We start from the raw sequence: 14,651 nt of genomic DNA on the forward strand, positions 1-14,651 counted from the left end.
CGGCGGGTCGGACGGGAGGTCGGGATGACGGTTTCCGAGCGGGGGCCGCGCGAGCGGATGGTCTTCAGCGCGGCCCAGCTCATCCGGCGCGGCGGTGTCGCCGCGGCGGGGATGCGCGACGTCGCCGCGCACGCGGGAGCGCCACGGGGATCGCTCCAGCACTACTTCCCCGGAGGCAAGGAGCAGCTCGTCAACGAGGCGGTGGCGTGGGCCGGCCGCTACGCCGCGGACCGCGTGGCGCGCTTTCTCGCGGCCATGCCCGAGCCGTCACCGAGCGGCCTGTTCTCCGCCATGGCGCAGCAGTGGATCGACGAGTTCCGGGCGGCCGGGTTCGCCGGAGGCTGCCCGGTGGCCGCCGCCACGGTGGACTGCGCGGAGGCCGCCGAGTCGACGAGGACGGCGGCCGCCGACGCGTTCGCCCGATGGAGCCGCCCGGTCGCCGAGGCGCTGCGGGACATGGGCGTGCCGCGCGAGAGGGCGGGCTCGCTGGCGACGCTCATGATCAGCGCGCTGGAGGGGGCGATCCTCATCGCGAGGTCCGAACGGGACGTGCGCGCCCTCACGACCGTGACCCGCGAACTCGGCCCCCTCCTGGACGGCTGCGCCGCCCCGCAGGAACCGGCGCGCTGACTCAACCCCGCCGCTCCCCGCCGGGGCCGGGCCGCCACGGAGCCTCGAAGTACGTAGCCTCGAACCACGGAGCCTCGAACAGCGCCTCCGCGTCGTCGACCGCCCGCGTCAGCGCCTCGGGATCCGGCCGCAGCCCGGCCATGATCGTGTCGATCCCGCGCAGGCCGGCCAGGCTCAGGAGCCGCTTCTCGTTGGTGACCCACTCGCCCCGCGCCGCGACGACCGCGTGGGCCGAGCACATCGCCGCCGTGGCGAGGGCGCCCGCGACCTCGGCGAGCTGGCCGCGTACGGCGTACGCGGCCCTGGCGTACTGGAGGGTCATCGCCGCCCGGTCGCGCCACGCCCGCGGGGCGGCCGCCCGCAGCCGCTCGGGGTAGCCGGGCCGGGGCAGCGTGCCGCGCAGGACCCGGTTGACGGCCAGCTCGGCGACCACCAGATAGCTGGGGATGCCCGCGAGGTGGAACATCAGGGGCTCCCAGCGGAAACGGCCCTGCTCCGCCTCGGCGAGCTCGTGCTCGACGACGTCGAGGTCGCGATAGTGCACGTCGACGCCGCGGCCGTCGATGCGGAGCCAGGCGCCGCCGTTGAAGACGCCGCCGCCCCAGCCGCCGATCTCGGAGACCTCGCCCTCCCAGCCCACGGCCCGCAGGTCGGCCGGGTCGAAACCGCCCCGGTAGTAGAGGGCGAAGTCCCAGTCGCTCTCCGGCGTGTGGGTGCCCTGGGCGCGGGAGCCGCCGAGGGTGACGGCCTGGACGGCGGGCAGGGCGGCGAGGCGGTCGGCGACATGGTCGAGGAACATCTGGTCGTTCATGGAAAGTCTCGTTTCCTGTGCGAAGCGGACGACGGCCGTGGACGGCACCGCGTCGACGCGGTGTCTCCGGTCGGCGGAAGACAAGTCATGAAGATCACGCGAACCACCTAGACTAGGCATCCGCATATTTCCTGTTTTGGAGTTGCATGTCCTCCCCCGTCCGCCTCGCCGACCAGGCCGACATCGAGCCGGCCGTACGCACGCTCACCCGCGCCTTCGCCGACTACCCGTGGACGCGGCACACGGTCGCGGCCGACGACCATCTCGGCCGGGTGGCCAGGTTCCAGGAGCTGTTCGTCGCCCGTATCGGGCTGCCGCACGGCCGGGTCTGGGTCACGCCGGACTGTGAGGCGGTGTCCGTCTGGACCACCCCCGACGACACGGGCGTCGGCGAGGTGTTCGCGGAGCTCGCGCCGGCCTTCGCCGAGCTGAGCGGGGACCGGGCGCCGTTCTCCGAGTCGGCGGAGGCCGCCATGGCCCCGCACCGCCCGGCCGAGCCCGTGTGGTTCCTCGGCACCGTGGGCGTCGACCCCGGCCATCAGGGGCAGGGGCTGGGCCGGGCCGTGATCGAGCCCGGGCTCGACGCCGCCGACGAGGCCGGGGTCGCGGCGTTCCTGGAGACGTCCACCGAGGCGAACGTGCGCCTCTACCGGCGGCTGGGCTTCGAGGTAACCGCCGAGGTCGATCTGCCCGGGAACGGCCCGCGCACCTGGGCGATGATCCGCCGCCCGCGCTGAAAGGCGCCGTGCGGCGTGCGCGGCGGCTCAGCGGTGGTCGTTCTCCTTCAGTTCGATCACCCAGGCCCGGCGCTGGGCGATCTTTCCGTCCCGCATGACGAACACCTCGGCCATGGACATGCGCATGACCTCGCCCGTGTCGCGCGTCGCGGAACCGGTGAGCTCCGCCATGACCACGTCGTCCTGCTCGACCATGCGCACCACTTCGAGCCGGGGCGGTCCGACGAAGCCGGGCCCGTCGATGGCCTCGTCGTACGCCTGCTTGCCCTTGAGGTGGAACGCGCCGAAGACGGTCCACTCGATGTCGTCCGTGAGGCAGGACAGGATCTGCGCGTGGTCGTTCTTGCGGAAGCCGTCGAGGTAGGTCTCGACGGTCTGCTTGTTCCTCGACACGGCTCTCGCTCCTCGGTCTCGCGACCGCTCGCACCGCGCGAGCGGCCGGGGCGTTCCGAGGAGTGATACTAAACTGCAAGCAGTCTGTGTGGGGGTGACATGACCGACGGGCCGCGTTCCGGCTGTCCCATCAATGCCGCGATCGAGGTGCTGGGCGATCGCTGGACGCTGCTGGTGTTGCGGGACGTGATGTTCGGCGACCGCCGCCACTTCCGGCAGTTGCAGTCCCGGTCGGAGGAGGGGATCGCCTCCAACATCCTGGCCGACCGGCTGCGGACGCTGGTCGAGGCGGGGCTCCTCACCCGGGACGACGCGGGGCGCGGCCGGCGCGCCGCCTACAGCCTCACCGAGGCCGCCATCCAGCTCGTCCCGGTCATGGCGCACCTCGGCGCGTGGGGCCTCCGCCACCGCCCCACCACCCCGGAGCTGCGCGTACGCGCCGAACTCCTTGAGGCGGGCGGCCCCGAGCTGTGGCAGGACTTCATGGCGGAGCTGCGTGAGCGGCACCTCGGCGTGCCGCGCCCCGAGACCGGCCGGCCCACGGCCACCGAACGGCTCGCCGCGGCGTACGCGGAGGCGGTCGCCGCCGCCCGGCACGACGCCTGAAGCGGCCCCGCCGCGCGCGCCGGACGGGGTGACCTCCTACGACGAGGAGGGGCGCGGGACCGGGACGCGCCGCCGTCCGTTCGCCTCCAGGCGGTGGTCGAGGCCGACCGCGGACAGGAGCCGGTCGATCTGGGACGGCACGTTGACCAGCGTGAGGCTGCCGCCCCTCCGCTCGGCCCGCCGCTTCATGGGGAGGAGCACGCGCAGTCCCGCGCAGTCCATGAACGGCGCGTCGCTCATGTCGAGCTCGACGTGCGGCACCGGCGAACGGCGGATGACGAGGTCGAGGCTGTCGCGGAGCGCTCCCGCGGTCGCCATGTCGATGTCGCCCCGCGGGCGGACGACCGTACGGCTTCCGTCAGGCTTCGCCGTGATGCACAGCCGCGACATGCGCTCCCCTTCCGCAACTCGACGATTTCCCACCACAAGTCTCGTTTATACCAGCTTGATAACATTTAGCACATCTGTCCGCTTTATCACCAGAGCAACACCGTCACCGATTCGGCGGGCGGCGCGGGGTAGGGGACGTCGGCGTGACCACGATGGCTCTGGATCTGGTCGAGGAGACGCCCTACCGGTGGCGGATCGAACGACAGGGCGCGATGCGCGTGCCCGGGGTCGTCTTCGCCACCCGGGCGCTGCTGCCCGACCCGTCGGCGGACCGGTCCCTGGCGCAGGTGGCCGCGGTGGCCACGCTGCCGGGCATCGTCGAGGCGGCGTACGCCATGCCCGACGTGCACTGGGGGTACGGGTTCCCGATCGGCGGGGTGGCGGCCACGGACGTCGCGCACGGCGGCGTGGTCTCCCCCGGCGGGGTGGGGTTCGACATCTCCTGCGGGGTGCGGCTGCTGCTGGCCGACCTGCACGTGGACCGGCTGCGCCCCCGCCTGGCCGCGCTGATGGACGCGCTGAGCGCCGCGGTCCCCCGGGGAATGGCCCAGGGCGCGGTGTGGCGGCTGCGCCGTCCCGCCGAGCTCGAGGAGCTGCTGGCGGGCGGGGCCCGGTACGCCGTGGAGCGGGGCCACGGCGAGCCGCGGGACCTGGACCGCTGCGAGGACCACGGGGCCGTCGCCGACGCCGATCCGGACGCGGTCGGCGCCCGGGCTCGCGAGCGCGGGCTGGAGCAGGTCGGCAGCCTCGGCTCGGGAAACCACTTCCTGGAGGTGGAGGCGGTCGCCGAGGTCTACGACGAGCGGATCGCCGAAGCGTACGGCCTGTGGCCGGGCCGGGTCTGCGTCATGATCCACACCGGCTCGCGCGGACTCGGCCACCAGATCTGCACGGACTTCGTGCGGAGGATGGAGGCGGCGATGACGCGCTACGGCATCACCGTGCCGGACCGGCAGCTCGCCTGCGCGCCCGTCGACTCCCCCGAGGGCCGCGCGTACCTCGCCGCGATGGCGGCCGCCGCGAACTACGGGCGGGCCAACCGGCAGCTTCTCGGGCAGGCGGCCCGGCGCGCCTTCGGCCACGCCCTCGGCGACGACGGCCTGACCCTGCTGTACGACGTGTCCCACAACCTGGCCAAGCTGGAGACCCACCGGGGCCGCCGCCTGTGCGTGCACCGCAAGGGCGCGACCCTGGCGCTGCCGCCCGGCCACGAGGACCTGCCCGCCGACCTGCGGGCGGTCGGCCAGCCGGTGCTGGTGCCGGGCTCGATGGGCGCCGGCTCCCATGTCCTGGCCGGCGTGCCCGACGGACCCGCGTTCGCCTCGGCCTGCCACGGGGCGGGCCGCCGGCTGAGCCGCCACCAGGCGGTCAGGACCACCACGGCGGCCCGGTTGCGGGCCGAGCTGCGGGCGTCGGGGGTGGCGGTGCGCGGCGCGTCGTCGCGCGGCCTGACCGAGGAGACCCCCGAGGCGTACAAGGACGTGGACGCGGTGGTCGAGGCGTGCGATCGGGCCGGTCTCGCCCGCAAGGTGGCCAAGCTGCGGCCGGTCGGCGTGGTCAAGGGCTGACGCGCTCCCGGTCCCGACCGACAGCCGGAGCGCCCGACGAACCGGCCTGTCCGGGGAGCCGAAGGCCAGGCCGTGCGACTCCCCGTACGGCGCGTCAGACGTCGACCACGATGTGGGCGTGCCACGTCCCGGCCTCGCGCCCGAAACGCAGCCCGTGCAGCGCGACCGCCTTGGGCAGCGCGCCGACCTGCTCGACCGACGCCGCCGGGACGGTCGCCAGCCTCGCCTCGACCTGCCCCTTGGTGGCGCCCGTCCGCTCGTCGACGGACACGTCCACCGCCACCCGGCCGGGCACCTCGACCTGGTAGACCACCTCGTCGAGCAGCGTGACGAGAAGTTCCTCGTCCGTCTCGTCGGCCATGGTGACCACGACGCTGTCGTCCGGCACCGCCTCGCCGACGTCGGCGAAGGTCTCCACCAGCGCCCGTACCGCCTCGGCCAGGCACTCCTCCCGGCTGTCCGCCCACGCCTCCAGCGCGATGTCGGCCGTGTGGGGGACCGCCCTGTGACCCCTGCTCACGCTGTCCACTCCATCAGCAATCCGCGGCGAGGGAAACCCCGGGCCCCCTCCGACGACGTGGACGCGAGACTCACCCCTCGTGGGTGGGGGCGCGCTGGATGGCGACCATGGCCGCGTCGTCGGCCAGGTGCCCGCCGACGTGGGCGAGCAGGCCGGCGCGCAGGTGGCGGACGAGTAAGGTGTCCACGAGGTACTCCACGGCGGTCAGCTCGCCCAGGCCCAGCGGCGGGGCCGGCCTCCGGGCGTGCAGCGGGGTGACCTCCCCGCGCCGCAGCAGCAGCGGGGGCGGATGCCCGCAGGTGACCATCCGCATCCGCGGCACGGCGTCGGGGATGTCGACGATCGCGGCGGTGATGAAGCACTCCCCCACTTTCTCCGATTCCGTGGGCGCGGCCAGGTCCCAGCAGACGCTGCGGTCCAGATAGGCCATCAGGTCGGGCAGGGTGGCCTGACGAGAGGCGGCCTCCCGGAACGCGCCGAGCAGCAGGGCCGCGTCGCTGATCGCGGTCAGGCCTCTGCCCATCACGTCGCCGACGATCAGCCGGGTGCAGGACGTGTTGCGTACGGCCGCGTAGAGGTCGCCGCCGATCTGCGCCTCCGCCTCCGCCGCCAGGTACACCGACGCCACCCGCAGCGGGCCGAGCCGCCGCGGCAGCGGCCTGAGCAGCACCCGCTGCGCCGCCTCCGACACCGTGCGCACCTGGGCCAGCTCACGAGAGTGCCGCTCCCGCAGACATCGGAACACCGTCACGATGACCGAGACCACCACGAGCGAGATGAGCTGCGACTGGTAGTACATCGAGCCCAGGAAGGCCTCCCCCTGGCTCAGGCCGATGGCGAGCAGGCACGCCACCGCGACGGCCCCGATCAGCCCGGTGACCAGGGTGCCCGCGAACGAGGCGGTGATCGCGGGCGCCACGATCAGCAGCGGGCCGAGCGGCACGCCGTTCGGGGTGATCACGTCGACCACCGCGATGGCCCCGATCAGGGCGAGCGGGAACGCCGGCAGCGCGTCACTGGCGCGCCAGGGGCGACGCCGGAGCGCGAACGACGGCCGCAGGCGCATATCTCCTGCCTACACCCACCGCCACGGCGCCTTCCCGGCAGGTGGCCGATCGCCGGGGAGGCGCCCGCCGGTGTCACCGCGAGCGGGCGCGCCGCGCCGGCAGGCGGCGCAGGAGCCGGCCGATCCGCCGCCGGAGGTACGCCCACATGACCGCTCCGGGGGGCCGCTCCGGGTGCTCGGCGGGCACGGACGGCATGGGGAGGCGCCGCCCGCCGATCTCAAGCACGCACCCGGGCTCCTCCCCGGTGTCGCCGGGACCGCCGAGGATGACGCGGAACGGCTGAGGCGGCTCGCCGGGCAGCTCCGCGGCGAACTCCCGCGCCGCTCCGTACCGCCGGGTGTGCGGGCGCTGGTAGCCGACCACCTTGCCGTCGACCAGCAGCTCTATCTCTCCCCGCACCTGGCCGGTGCGCACCGTGACGGAGTGCTCTCCCATGTCGAGGTGGAAGTGATGACTGCGGGGCATCGGCGCACCTCCCCCCGCGCGTCGGGCCCGTACGTCGAGGGTATGCCCCGCCGACCGGCCCGCGGTCGCCCGGATCGGCCCCGTGCTCGGCGCCTTTACGGTGTAGATCATAGTGAGCGGATACCGCGCGGTGATGATCGGGGCCGGTGGATAATCACCGGCATGCGGTTCGGGATCCTGGGAGAGACGCGGGCCTGGCACGCGGACGGGGCCGAGGTCGCGCTGGGCGGACCGTCCCGCCGCGCGCTGCTGGCGCTGCTGCTGGTCCGTCCGGGCGAGGTCGTGCCGGCCGGCCGGCTGGCCGAGGAGATCGACCCCGGCGGGGCACTGTCGGCGCACGCGGTGCAGTCCCAGGTGTCCCGGCTGCGCGCCGCCCTGGGCGCGGCGGCCCCGATCGAGAGGGCCGGGACGGGCTACCGGATCATGGTCGATCACGACGACGTGGACGCCGGCCGGTTCGAGCGGCTGGCCCGGGAAGGCCGGGCCGCGCTGGGTGACGGCGACGCCCCGCGGGCGGTCGCGCTGCTGCGCGAGGCGCTGGGGCTGTGGCGGGGATCGGCGCTGGCCGGCCTCGCCGAGAGCGAGATCGCCCGGCCCGCCGCCGTACGGCTGGAGGAGCGCCGGCTGACGGCGCTCGAGGACCGGATCGAGGCCGAGCTGCGGCTCGGCGAGCATCGTGCGGCCGTGGCCGAGCTGCGCGAGCTGGTCGGCCGTCATCCCCTGCGGGAACGGACGGCTGGACTGCTGATGCGGGCGCTGTCCGCCGAGGGCGGGCAGGCGGAGGCGCTGGTCGTGTTCGAGGAGACCAGGCGGCGCCTGGCCGAGGAACTGGGCGCCGATCCGTCGGCCGACCTGGTCGCGCTCCACCGGGAGCTGCTGAGCGCCGACTCCTCGCCGTCGCCCGCCGCGCCGCCCGCCCCGCTGACGACCTTCGTCGGCCGCGCCGAGGACATGGCCGAGGTCGCCGAGCTGCTGCGGGTGGCCCGGCTGGTCACACTGGTCGGCCCCGGCGGCGTCGGCAAGACCCGGCTGTCGGTCGAGGTGGCCCGGGGCGAGGCCGGCGACGTGTGCTTCGTGGAGCTGGCGGCGTCGGGTGACGGCGACGGCCTGGCGCGGACGCTGCTGGGCGCACTCGGCCTGCGTGAGAACGGGCTCCACATCGGGGGCGGGTCGCCGGGCCCGGTCGACCGCCTCATCACGGCGCTGGCCGACCGGGGGATCCTGCTCGTGCTGGACAACTGCGAGCACCTCGTCGAGGAGGTCGCCGCGCTGGCCGCGCGGCTGCTGGCGGCCTGCCCGCGGCTGCGGATCCTGGCCACCAGCCGTGAGCCGCTCGGCATCATCGGCGAGGCGCTCTGGCAGGTGCGGCCCCTCGGCGACGACGCGGCCGCGCGGCTCTTCACCGAACGAGCCGATGCCGTGCGGCGAGGGTACGCCCCCGACCCCCGGCTCGTACGCCGGATCTGCACGGCCCTGGACAACCTGCCGCTGGCCGTCGAGCTCGCCGCGGCGCGGCTGCGCACGCTGGACATCGACGACCTCGCCGGGCGGCTGGACGACCGGCTGGAGGTCGCCGCCCGCGGCACCCGTACGCCCGAGGAACGGCATCGCACGCTGCGCGCGGTGGTCGCGTGGAGCTGGGACCTGTTGTCGGAGCCCGAGCGGCGGGCCGCGCGGCGGTTCACGGTCTTCGCCGGGGGCGCGACCGCGGACTCCGTCGCGCGGGTGTGCGGCGCCGACGGACGGACACTGGAGTCGCTGGTCGACAAGTCGCTGCTGGAGGTCGCGGGCGGCCGGTACCGGATGCTGGAGACCATCCGCGCGTACGGCGCCGAACGGCTGGACGCGGCGGGTGAGCGCGAGCCGGTGCGGCGCGCCCACGCCCGGCACGTCCTGGAGCTGGTGCGGGCCGCGGACCCCCATCTGCGGCGGGCGGAGCAGTTGGAGTGGCTGGAAGGTCTCGCGGCCGAGCACGGCAACCTCCAGGCGGCCGTGCGCTGGGCGGTCGACGCGCCCGAGGTGGAGACGGCCCTGGAGCTGCTCGCCTCGTCCCTGACGTACCTGTGGATCCGGGGCGTGGCCGGCTCGGCCGCGCCGCGGGCGATCGCGTTGCTGGAGGCGATGGGCGACGTGCCGCCGCCGGGCCTCGGCGAGGAGTACGCGGCGTGCGTCCTGCTGGCGGCCTGCGCGGCCGCCGGACGGCCGGTGTGGCGGCGGCACCGCGCGGCGGCGGAGAAGGCGCTGGCCGACGCCTGGCCGGGCACCCGGGCGGGCCGCCACCCGGTCGTGTTGCTGCTGTGGGTGCTGCGCGCCGCGGGTGAGGGCGACCCGCATGACGCGTTCGCGCTCGTCTCGTCCCAGCTCGGCTGCCCGGAGCCGTGGCTGCGGGCGGTCGCCCGGTACGTGTCGGGGTTCGGACCGCTCGGGGAGGGGGACACCGCGCGGGCCGAGCGCGACTTCGGCACGGCCCTCCGGGATTTCCGCGCCCTCGGCGAGCGGTGGGGCACCGCGCTGGCCCTGGACACGCTCGCCGGCCTGGCGGGCGCGCGCGGCGACCGGGCGACGGCGATCGCGCTGACCGACGAGGCGCTGACGCTCACCGAGCGGCTCGGCGCGCTGGAGGAGAGCGCCGACCTGCTGGTCAACCGGGGCGACCTGCTGGCCGCCGAGGACCCGGCGGCGGCCCGCGACGCCTACGAGAAGGCCGCCGGCCTCGCCCGCCGCGCCAGCGGCTCCACCTATCTGGCCGCGGCCCTGCGCGGTCTCGGCGACATCGCCCTGTCGCGGGCGGACCTGGCCGAGGCCGAGCGGCTGTACGGCGAGGCGCTGGAACGCCTCGACCCGCACTGGGTCAGGTCCGTCGGCCACCGGGTGCGCACGCTGGCCGGGCTCGGCCGTGTCGCCGAGGCGCGCGCCGACCACGCCGCGGCCCGGGAGCGGTACCGGCAGGCCGCGGAGGCGGCGGCCGCGCTGGGCCTGTCCACCCCCGACGACCTGCGCCTGCTCGGCCTGCCCGACATCCTCGTGGAGGCGGTGAGCGGGCGGTGAGCCCGCGGTGAGCCCTCCCGGACACGCTCTGCGCCATGACGAACGTCAACGTGCTGATCTCCGGCGCCTCCGTCGCCGGCCCCGCCCTCGCCTACTGGCTCCACCGCCACGGTTTCACCCCCACGATCGTCGAGCGCGCCCCCGCCCTGCGTGACGGCGGCTACGCCGTCGACTTCCGCGGCCGGGCGCACCTGTCCGTGCTGCGCCGCATGGGCGTACTGGACGACATCGAGCGCGCCAGGACCGGCATGGGCTCCATGTCGTACGTCGACGGCGCGGGCAGGCCGCAGGCCAAGCTGCCCGCCGACCTGTTCTCCGGAGACGTCGAGATCCTCCGGGGCGACCTGGCCCGGATCCTGTACGACGCCACCAAGGAACACACCGAGTACGTCTTCGGCGACTCCGTCGCCTCGCTCACCGAGGACGCCGACGGCGTGACCGTCACCTTCGAACGCGGCGCGCCGCGCCGGTTCGACCTGGTCATCGGGGCCGACGGGCTGCACTCCACCACCCGCCGCCTCACGTTCGGGCCCGAAGAGCGGTTCGTCAAGCACCTCGGCGTCTACTGCGCGATCTTCACCACCGCCAACCACCTCGGCCTGGACCACACCGGCCACGCCTACCGGACCGCGGGCAAGCTCGTGGCGATGTACAGCGCCCGCCACAACACCGAGGCCAAGGCCGTCTTCTACTTCGGCTCCCCCGAGCTCGGCCTGGACCGCCGCGACGTGACGCGTCAGCAGGCCGTGCTGGCCGAGCGGTTCACCGGCAACGGCTGGCAGTCCGACCGGCTGCTGCGCGACATGCGGTACGCGCCCGACTTCTACTTCGACTCGGTCGCCCAGGTGCGCATGGACGCCTGGAGCCGCGGCCGTGTGGCCCTGGTCGGCGACGCCGCCTACTGCCCGTCCTCCCTGTCGGGCATGGGCTCCGGGCTCGCCCTGGTCGGCGCGTACGTCCTGGCCGGAGAGCTGGCCGCCGCCGACGGGGACCACCGGATCGCGTTCGCCCGCTACGAGCGGGAGATGCGCGAGTACGCGACCGGCTGCCAGAAGATGGGTGACGGCGTGGCCAAGCTCATGGTGCCGGGCAGCCGGCTGCTGGCCTCGGTCCTCAACCGCTACTACAAGGTCATGCCGTACCTGCCGGGGAAGAACATGGCGGCTGTCATGGCCCGCAAGGCCGCCGAGAACATCACGCTCCGCGACTACAGCTGATCTCCCGGACGAGCCGCTGTCCGCGGCGCCGGCGACCTCAGTCGCGCAGGCGGGTGAGCGCCTCCGGAGGCAGGTGGCGCGCGAGCTCCTCGAGGAGCGCCACGATCCGGGCGACGCGTTCCGGATCGTCGCCGCCCACGGCGGCCGCCAGCGCGGAGTCGATCGGCGTCGACCTGACCTCCACCACACGGGCGGAGGTCTCGGTCGCCGGCCGGATGAGAAGCCGCCGGCGGTCGCGGGGGTCGGGTTCGGTGACGACGGCGCCCGCCTCGCGGAGCCGGGCGACGGCCCCGGACACGGCGCTTTGCGGGAGGCCGGTCCGGGTGGCGATCTCGCCGACCGCGCTGCCGGGGCGGGCACGCACGTCGCTGGCCACGATCAGGACCGTCCGGACACTGGTGGAGTGCTGCCCGATGCCCTCGGTGGGCAGGGCCTCCTCTCCGATCTTCATCAGGGTCCGCCCCAGCAGGAACAACTCGACTCCGTTCACCCCCTCAATTTACATCACTCCAGATACATCAAACTTGATGCATCAGATTTGATGCGTTATCGTCGATCACGATCAGACCGCACCGAGCCCACCCCGAAAGGAACGGCCATGAACGCCGCCAAGACGACCGGCACGCTCCGCGTACCCGGCGCGACGCTCTACTACGAGGTCCGCGGCGCCGGCCCGACGCTGCTCATCTCGCAGAGCGGCGAGGGCGACGCCGGACGCAGCGCCGACCTGGTCGACCGGCTCGCCGACGACTACAGGGTGGTGACCTACGACCGGCGCGGCCTCTCACGCAGCATCCTCGACGGCCCCGCCCAAGGGGTGACGCTGGCCCAGCACGCCGACGACGCGCACCGCCTGCTGGCCGAGCTCACCGACCGGCCCGCGTTCATGCTCGGCTGCAGCATCGGCGCCTCCATCGGCTTCCACCTGGCCGTCCGGCACCCGGAGCGGATCCGTACGCTCGTCGCCCACGAACCGGTCAGCCCGCGACTGCTCCCCCCCGAGGAGCGCGCCCACCACGAGCGGGAACTGGAGGAGATCCAGCACGTCTACCGGCGCGACGGTCTCGGGCCGGCGTTGGCGATGATCGCGGGCGTCCTCGGGATCGACCCCGCCAACCCCGACGCCGAACCCGGCCTCACCCCGCAGCCGATGACGCCGCAACGGGTGAGCAACTTCGACTTCTTCATCGAGCACGACTTCACCGCGGTCGTCCACGACACCCTCGACATCTCCGCGCTGAAGGACACGCCCACCCGCATCGTCCCGGTCGCGGGCGGCGCCACTCCGCCCGCCGTCTTCGACCGCAGGTGCGCTGCCGTCCTGGCCGACCTGCGCGGCACGCCGCTGCGCGAGTTCCCGGGCGGGCACAACGGCAACACCACCCACCCCCGCGCCTACGCCGCCGCCCTGCGGGCCGCCCTCAACGGCTGACCGCCCCGCGAAAGACTCCGACGCCCCTGCCCTGCCAAGGCGTTTTCCGCAAAGTACCCTGTCGCCTCTCTTGATACAGGAAGATAGGGTAGTTTTCGTGAACGATCGTCTCTATTCCGTGGAACAAGTGGCCGAGCGCCTGGGGTTGCACGTCCGCACCGTCCGCAACTACGTCCGGGACGGGCGGCTCCCCGCCGTCCGCATCGGCAAGCAGTACCGGATCGCGCACGAGGACCTGGAAGCGTTCACCGGCCGGCCGGTGTCCGCGCCCGCACGCGAGACGGCCGGGCGGCAGCGGCACGTCGAGGTGTCGAGCATCGTGGAGATCGACGCGATCAGCCGCGAGACGGCCCACCGCGTGGCCACCCTCCTGACCTCCGCCGCCAACACCGGGCCGGGCGCCCAGCCCCTGCGGATCGAGACGGCCTACGACGAGGAGAGGGCCAGAATGAAGATCATCGTGCTGGGCGGCCTGGACGACACCGCCCGCCTGTTCGCGTTCGTGGAGGGGCTGCTCGCGCCGTGAGCACGATCTACAAAGAACACGTCGATGTGGCAGGGCGACGTCGCCTCCTGGTCTCCGTCCGGCGGCCGGAGCGGGTGGCGCGGCTGACACGGCCGGCCGGGCCGGGGCCGTACGCCGGTCGGGGGCGGCGGGGTCCGGGCTGGGGCCTCCTACAGTAGGTGCCTGTGCTTTACGGCAGATCCGCGGAAATCAGCGCACTCGACGAGGTGATCGCGCGGGCTCGCGGCGGTTTCGGCGGCGCGGTGGTGTTGCGGGGCGAGGCGGGAGCGGGCAAGAGCGCCTTGCTCGACGCGGCGGCCGAGCGCGGTGGTGCGATGCGGGTGTTGCGGGCCACCGGCGTCGAGTCCGAGTCCGACCTCGCGTTCGCGGCGCTGCACCAAGCGTTGCGGCCGGTGGCCGGTTCGCTCGACGCGCTGCCCGAACCGCAGCGCGACGCCGTCCGCGCGGCCCTGGGGCTTGCCGCGGGCGGCGCCGGCGATCGGTTCCTGGTGGGAGCCGGTGTGCTCTCGCTGCTGGCCGAGGCGGCGGCGCCGGACGGGCTGATCTGCGTGGTCGACGACTTCCAATGGGTGGACCGGGCCTCGGCCGACGCGCTGGTGTTCGCCGCCAGACGGTTGGGGGCGGAACGGATCGCGATGGTGTTCGCCGTACGCGGGGAGGCTCCCGTCAAGGGTGTGCCGCTGACGGTGGACGTGCGCGGCCTGGCCGAGTCCGCCGCGGCCGAGCTGCTGGAATCCCGCCACGGCGTGCTGCCCGCCCAGGTGAAGCGGGAGCTCGTCACGCTGACCGGCGCGAACCCGCTCGCTCTCGGTGAGATCGCCGCCCGCCTGACGCCCGCGCAGCTCGCCGGGCGCGAACCGCTGCCCGACCCGCTGCCCGTCGGCGCCCGGCTCTTCGGTGATCGGGTGAGCGGGTTGTCCGCCTCCGCTCGGCTGGTCGCCCTGGTCGCCGCCGTGGAGGCCGACCTCGACCTGGTCCTGCGCGCCGCCGAGCGGTTGTTCGCCGAGCGACCGGCGGGGCCTGGCGCGAACACGGCCCGACCGGCCTCATCCGGGCCCGGGACGGAGGCCGGGGCCGGGCGGGTGGCGCTGGCCGAGCTGGAGGAGGCCGGGCTGGCCGACGTGTCGGGCACCAGCGTGCGTTTCGGTCATCCGCTCATCAGATCCGCGGTGCACGAGGCGGCCGCCCCCGCCGACGTCCGCCGCGTGCACGCCGTACTCGCGGAGCTGACCGCGGATGAC

The 14,651-nt window shown here is 74.3% G+C and carries 16 protein-coding genes; 9 read left to right on the top strand and 7 right to left on the bottom strand.

Annotated features, from left to right (window positions below):
• The first annotated feature begins 24 nt into the window (after window positions 1-24).
• On the top strand, window positions 25-630 hold the full coding sequence (locus AWQ70_RS19175) for a TetR/AcrR family transcriptional regulator (protein ID WP_067177918.1): 606 nt from the start codon (window positions 25-27) through the stop codon (window positions 628-630).
• Between the two features lies 1 nt (window position 631).
• Here AWQ70_RS19175 and AWQ70_RS19180 read toward each other — a convergent pair whose 3' ends face one another.
• Complete coding sequence (locus AWQ70_RS19180) at window positions 632-1,441, bottom strand: nucleotidyltransferase domain-containing protein (RefSeq protein WP_084517394.1); 810 nt, start codon at window positions 1,439-1,441, stop codon at window positions 632-634.
• 146 nt (window positions 1,442-1,587) lie between these two features.
• On the opposite strand from AWQ70_RS19180, the gene AWQ70_RS19185 reads away from it, so the two are divergent.
• Entirely contained in the window at window positions 1,588-2,178 is a 591-nt protein-coding gene (locus AWQ70_RS19185; protein WP_067177920.1) for a GNAT family N-acetyltransferase, read from the top strand.
• Between the two features lie 27 nt (window positions 2,179-2,205).
• On the opposite strand, the gene AWQ70_RS19190 is transcribed toward AWQ70_RS19185, so the two are convergent.
• On the bottom strand, window positions 2,206-2,571 hold the full coding sequence (locus AWQ70_RS19190) for a nuclear transport factor 2 family protein (protein WP_067177922.1): 366 nt from the start codon (window positions 2,569-2,571) through the stop codon (window positions 2,206-2,208).
• A 99-nt stretch (window positions 2,572-2,670) separates the two neighbouring features.
• Between AWQ70_RS19190 and AWQ70_RS19195 the strand changes: the two genes are divergently transcribed.
• Complete coding sequence (locus tag AWQ70_RS19195) at window positions 2,671-3,177, top strand: winged helix-turn-helix transcriptional regulator (protein WP_067177924.1); 507 nt, start codon at window positions 2,671-2,673, stop codon at window positions 3,175-3,177.
• A gap of 36 nt (window positions 3,178-3,213) precedes the next feature.
• Here AWQ70_RS19195 and AWQ70_RS19200 read toward each other — a convergent pair whose 3' ends face one another.
• Window positions 3,214-3,567: an STAS domain-containing protein gene (locus AWQ70_RS19200; protein WP_067177926.1), complete on the bottom strand. Its 354-nt coding sequence runs from the start codon at window positions 3,565-3,567 to the stop codon at window positions 3,214-3,216.
• Window positions 3,568-3,719: 152 nt separating this feature from the next.
• Here AWQ70_RS19200 and AWQ70_RS19205 point away from each other — a divergent pair, with 152 nt between their 5' ends.
• Window positions 3,720-5,135: an RtcB family protein gene (locus tag AWQ70_RS19205; protein WP_281197063.1), complete on the top strand. Its 1,416-nt coding sequence runs from the start codon at window positions 3,720-3,722 to the stop codon at window positions 5,133-5,135.
• 94 nt (window positions 5,136-5,229) lie between these two features.
• Here the strand turns inward: AWQ70_RS19205 and AWQ70_RS19210 are convergent, their stop codons facing one another.
• From AWQ70_RS19210 to AWQ70_RS19220, 3 genes are all read right to left on the bottom strand, one after another.
• Window positions 5,230-5,655 carry an archease gene (locus AWQ70_RS19210; protein ID WP_067178080.1) on the bottom strand — a complete coding sequence of 142 codons (426 nt, stop codon included), beginning with the start codon at window positions 5,653-5,655 and terminating at the stop codon, window positions 5,230-5,232.
• 70 nt (window positions 5,656-5,725) lie between these two features.
• On the bottom strand, window positions 5,726-6,721 hold the full coding sequence (locus AWQ70_RS19215) for a PP2C family protein-serine/threonine phosphatase (protein WP_067177928.1): 996 nt from the start codon (window positions 6,719-6,721) through the stop codon (window positions 5,726-5,728).
• Between the two features lie 73 nt (window positions 6,722-6,794).
• Window positions 6,795-7,187 carry a hypothetical protein gene (locus AWQ70_RS19220; protein ID WP_067177931.1) on the bottom strand — a complete coding sequence of 131 codons (393 nt, stop codon included), beginning with the start codon at window positions 7,185-7,187 and terminating at the stop codon, window positions 6,795-6,797.
• Between the two features lie 162 nt (window positions 7,188-7,349).
• Here AWQ70_RS19220 and AWQ70_RS19225 point away from each other — a divergent pair, with 162 nt between their 5' ends.
• Complete coding sequence (locus AWQ70_RS19225) at window positions 7,350-10,235, top strand: ATP-binding protein (RefSeq protein WP_067177933.1); 2,886 nt, start codon at window positions 7,350-7,352, stop codon at window positions 10,233-10,235.
• Between the two features lie 35 nt (window positions 10,236-10,270).
• Window positions 10,271-11,452 (top strand): FAD-dependent monooxygenase, encoded by a 1,182-nt coding sequence (locus AWQ70_RS19230; protein ID WP_067177935.1) that lies wholly within the window; start codon window positions 10,271-10,273, stop codon window positions 11,450-11,452.
• A 37-nt stretch (window positions 11,453-11,489) separates the two neighbouring features.
• Here AWQ70_RS19230 and AWQ70_RS19235 read toward each other — a convergent pair whose 3' ends face one another.
• On the bottom strand, window positions 11,490-11,942 hold the full coding sequence (locus AWQ70_RS19235) for a MarR family winged helix-turn-helix transcriptional regulator (RefSeq protein WP_218004588.1): 453 nt from the start codon (window positions 11,940-11,942) through the stop codon (window positions 11,490-11,492).
• 108 nt (window positions 11,943-12,050) lie between these two features.
• On the opposite strand from AWQ70_RS19235, the gene AWQ70_RS19240 reads away from it, so the two are divergent.
• The 3 genes from AWQ70_RS19240 to AWQ70_RS19250 form a co-directional block, all read left to right on the top strand.
• Window positions 12,051-12,884: an alpha/beta fold hydrolase gene (locus AWQ70_RS19240; RefSeq protein WP_067177937.1), complete on the top strand. Its 834-nt coding sequence runs from the start codon at window positions 12,051-12,053 to the stop codon at window positions 12,882-12,884.
• Between the two features lie 97 nt (window positions 12,885-12,981).
• Complete coding sequence (locus AWQ70_RS19245; RefSeq protein ID WP_067177939.1) at window positions 12,982-13,410, top strand: helix-turn-helix domain-containing protein; 429 nt, start codon at window positions 12,982-12,984, stop codon at window positions 13,408-13,410.
• A gap of 164 nt (window positions 13,411-13,574) precedes the next feature.
• On the top strand, window positions 13,575-14,651 hold a 1,077-nt coding region (locus AWQ70_RS19250), incomplete at its 3' end, for an AAA family ATPase (protein ID WP_157530183.1).

Source organism: Microtetraspora niveoalba (assembly GCF_001570405.1).
GTDB classification, from domain to species: Bacteria; Actinomycetota; Actinomycetes; order Streptosporangiales; family Streptosporangiaceae; genus Microtetraspora; species Microtetraspora niveoalba.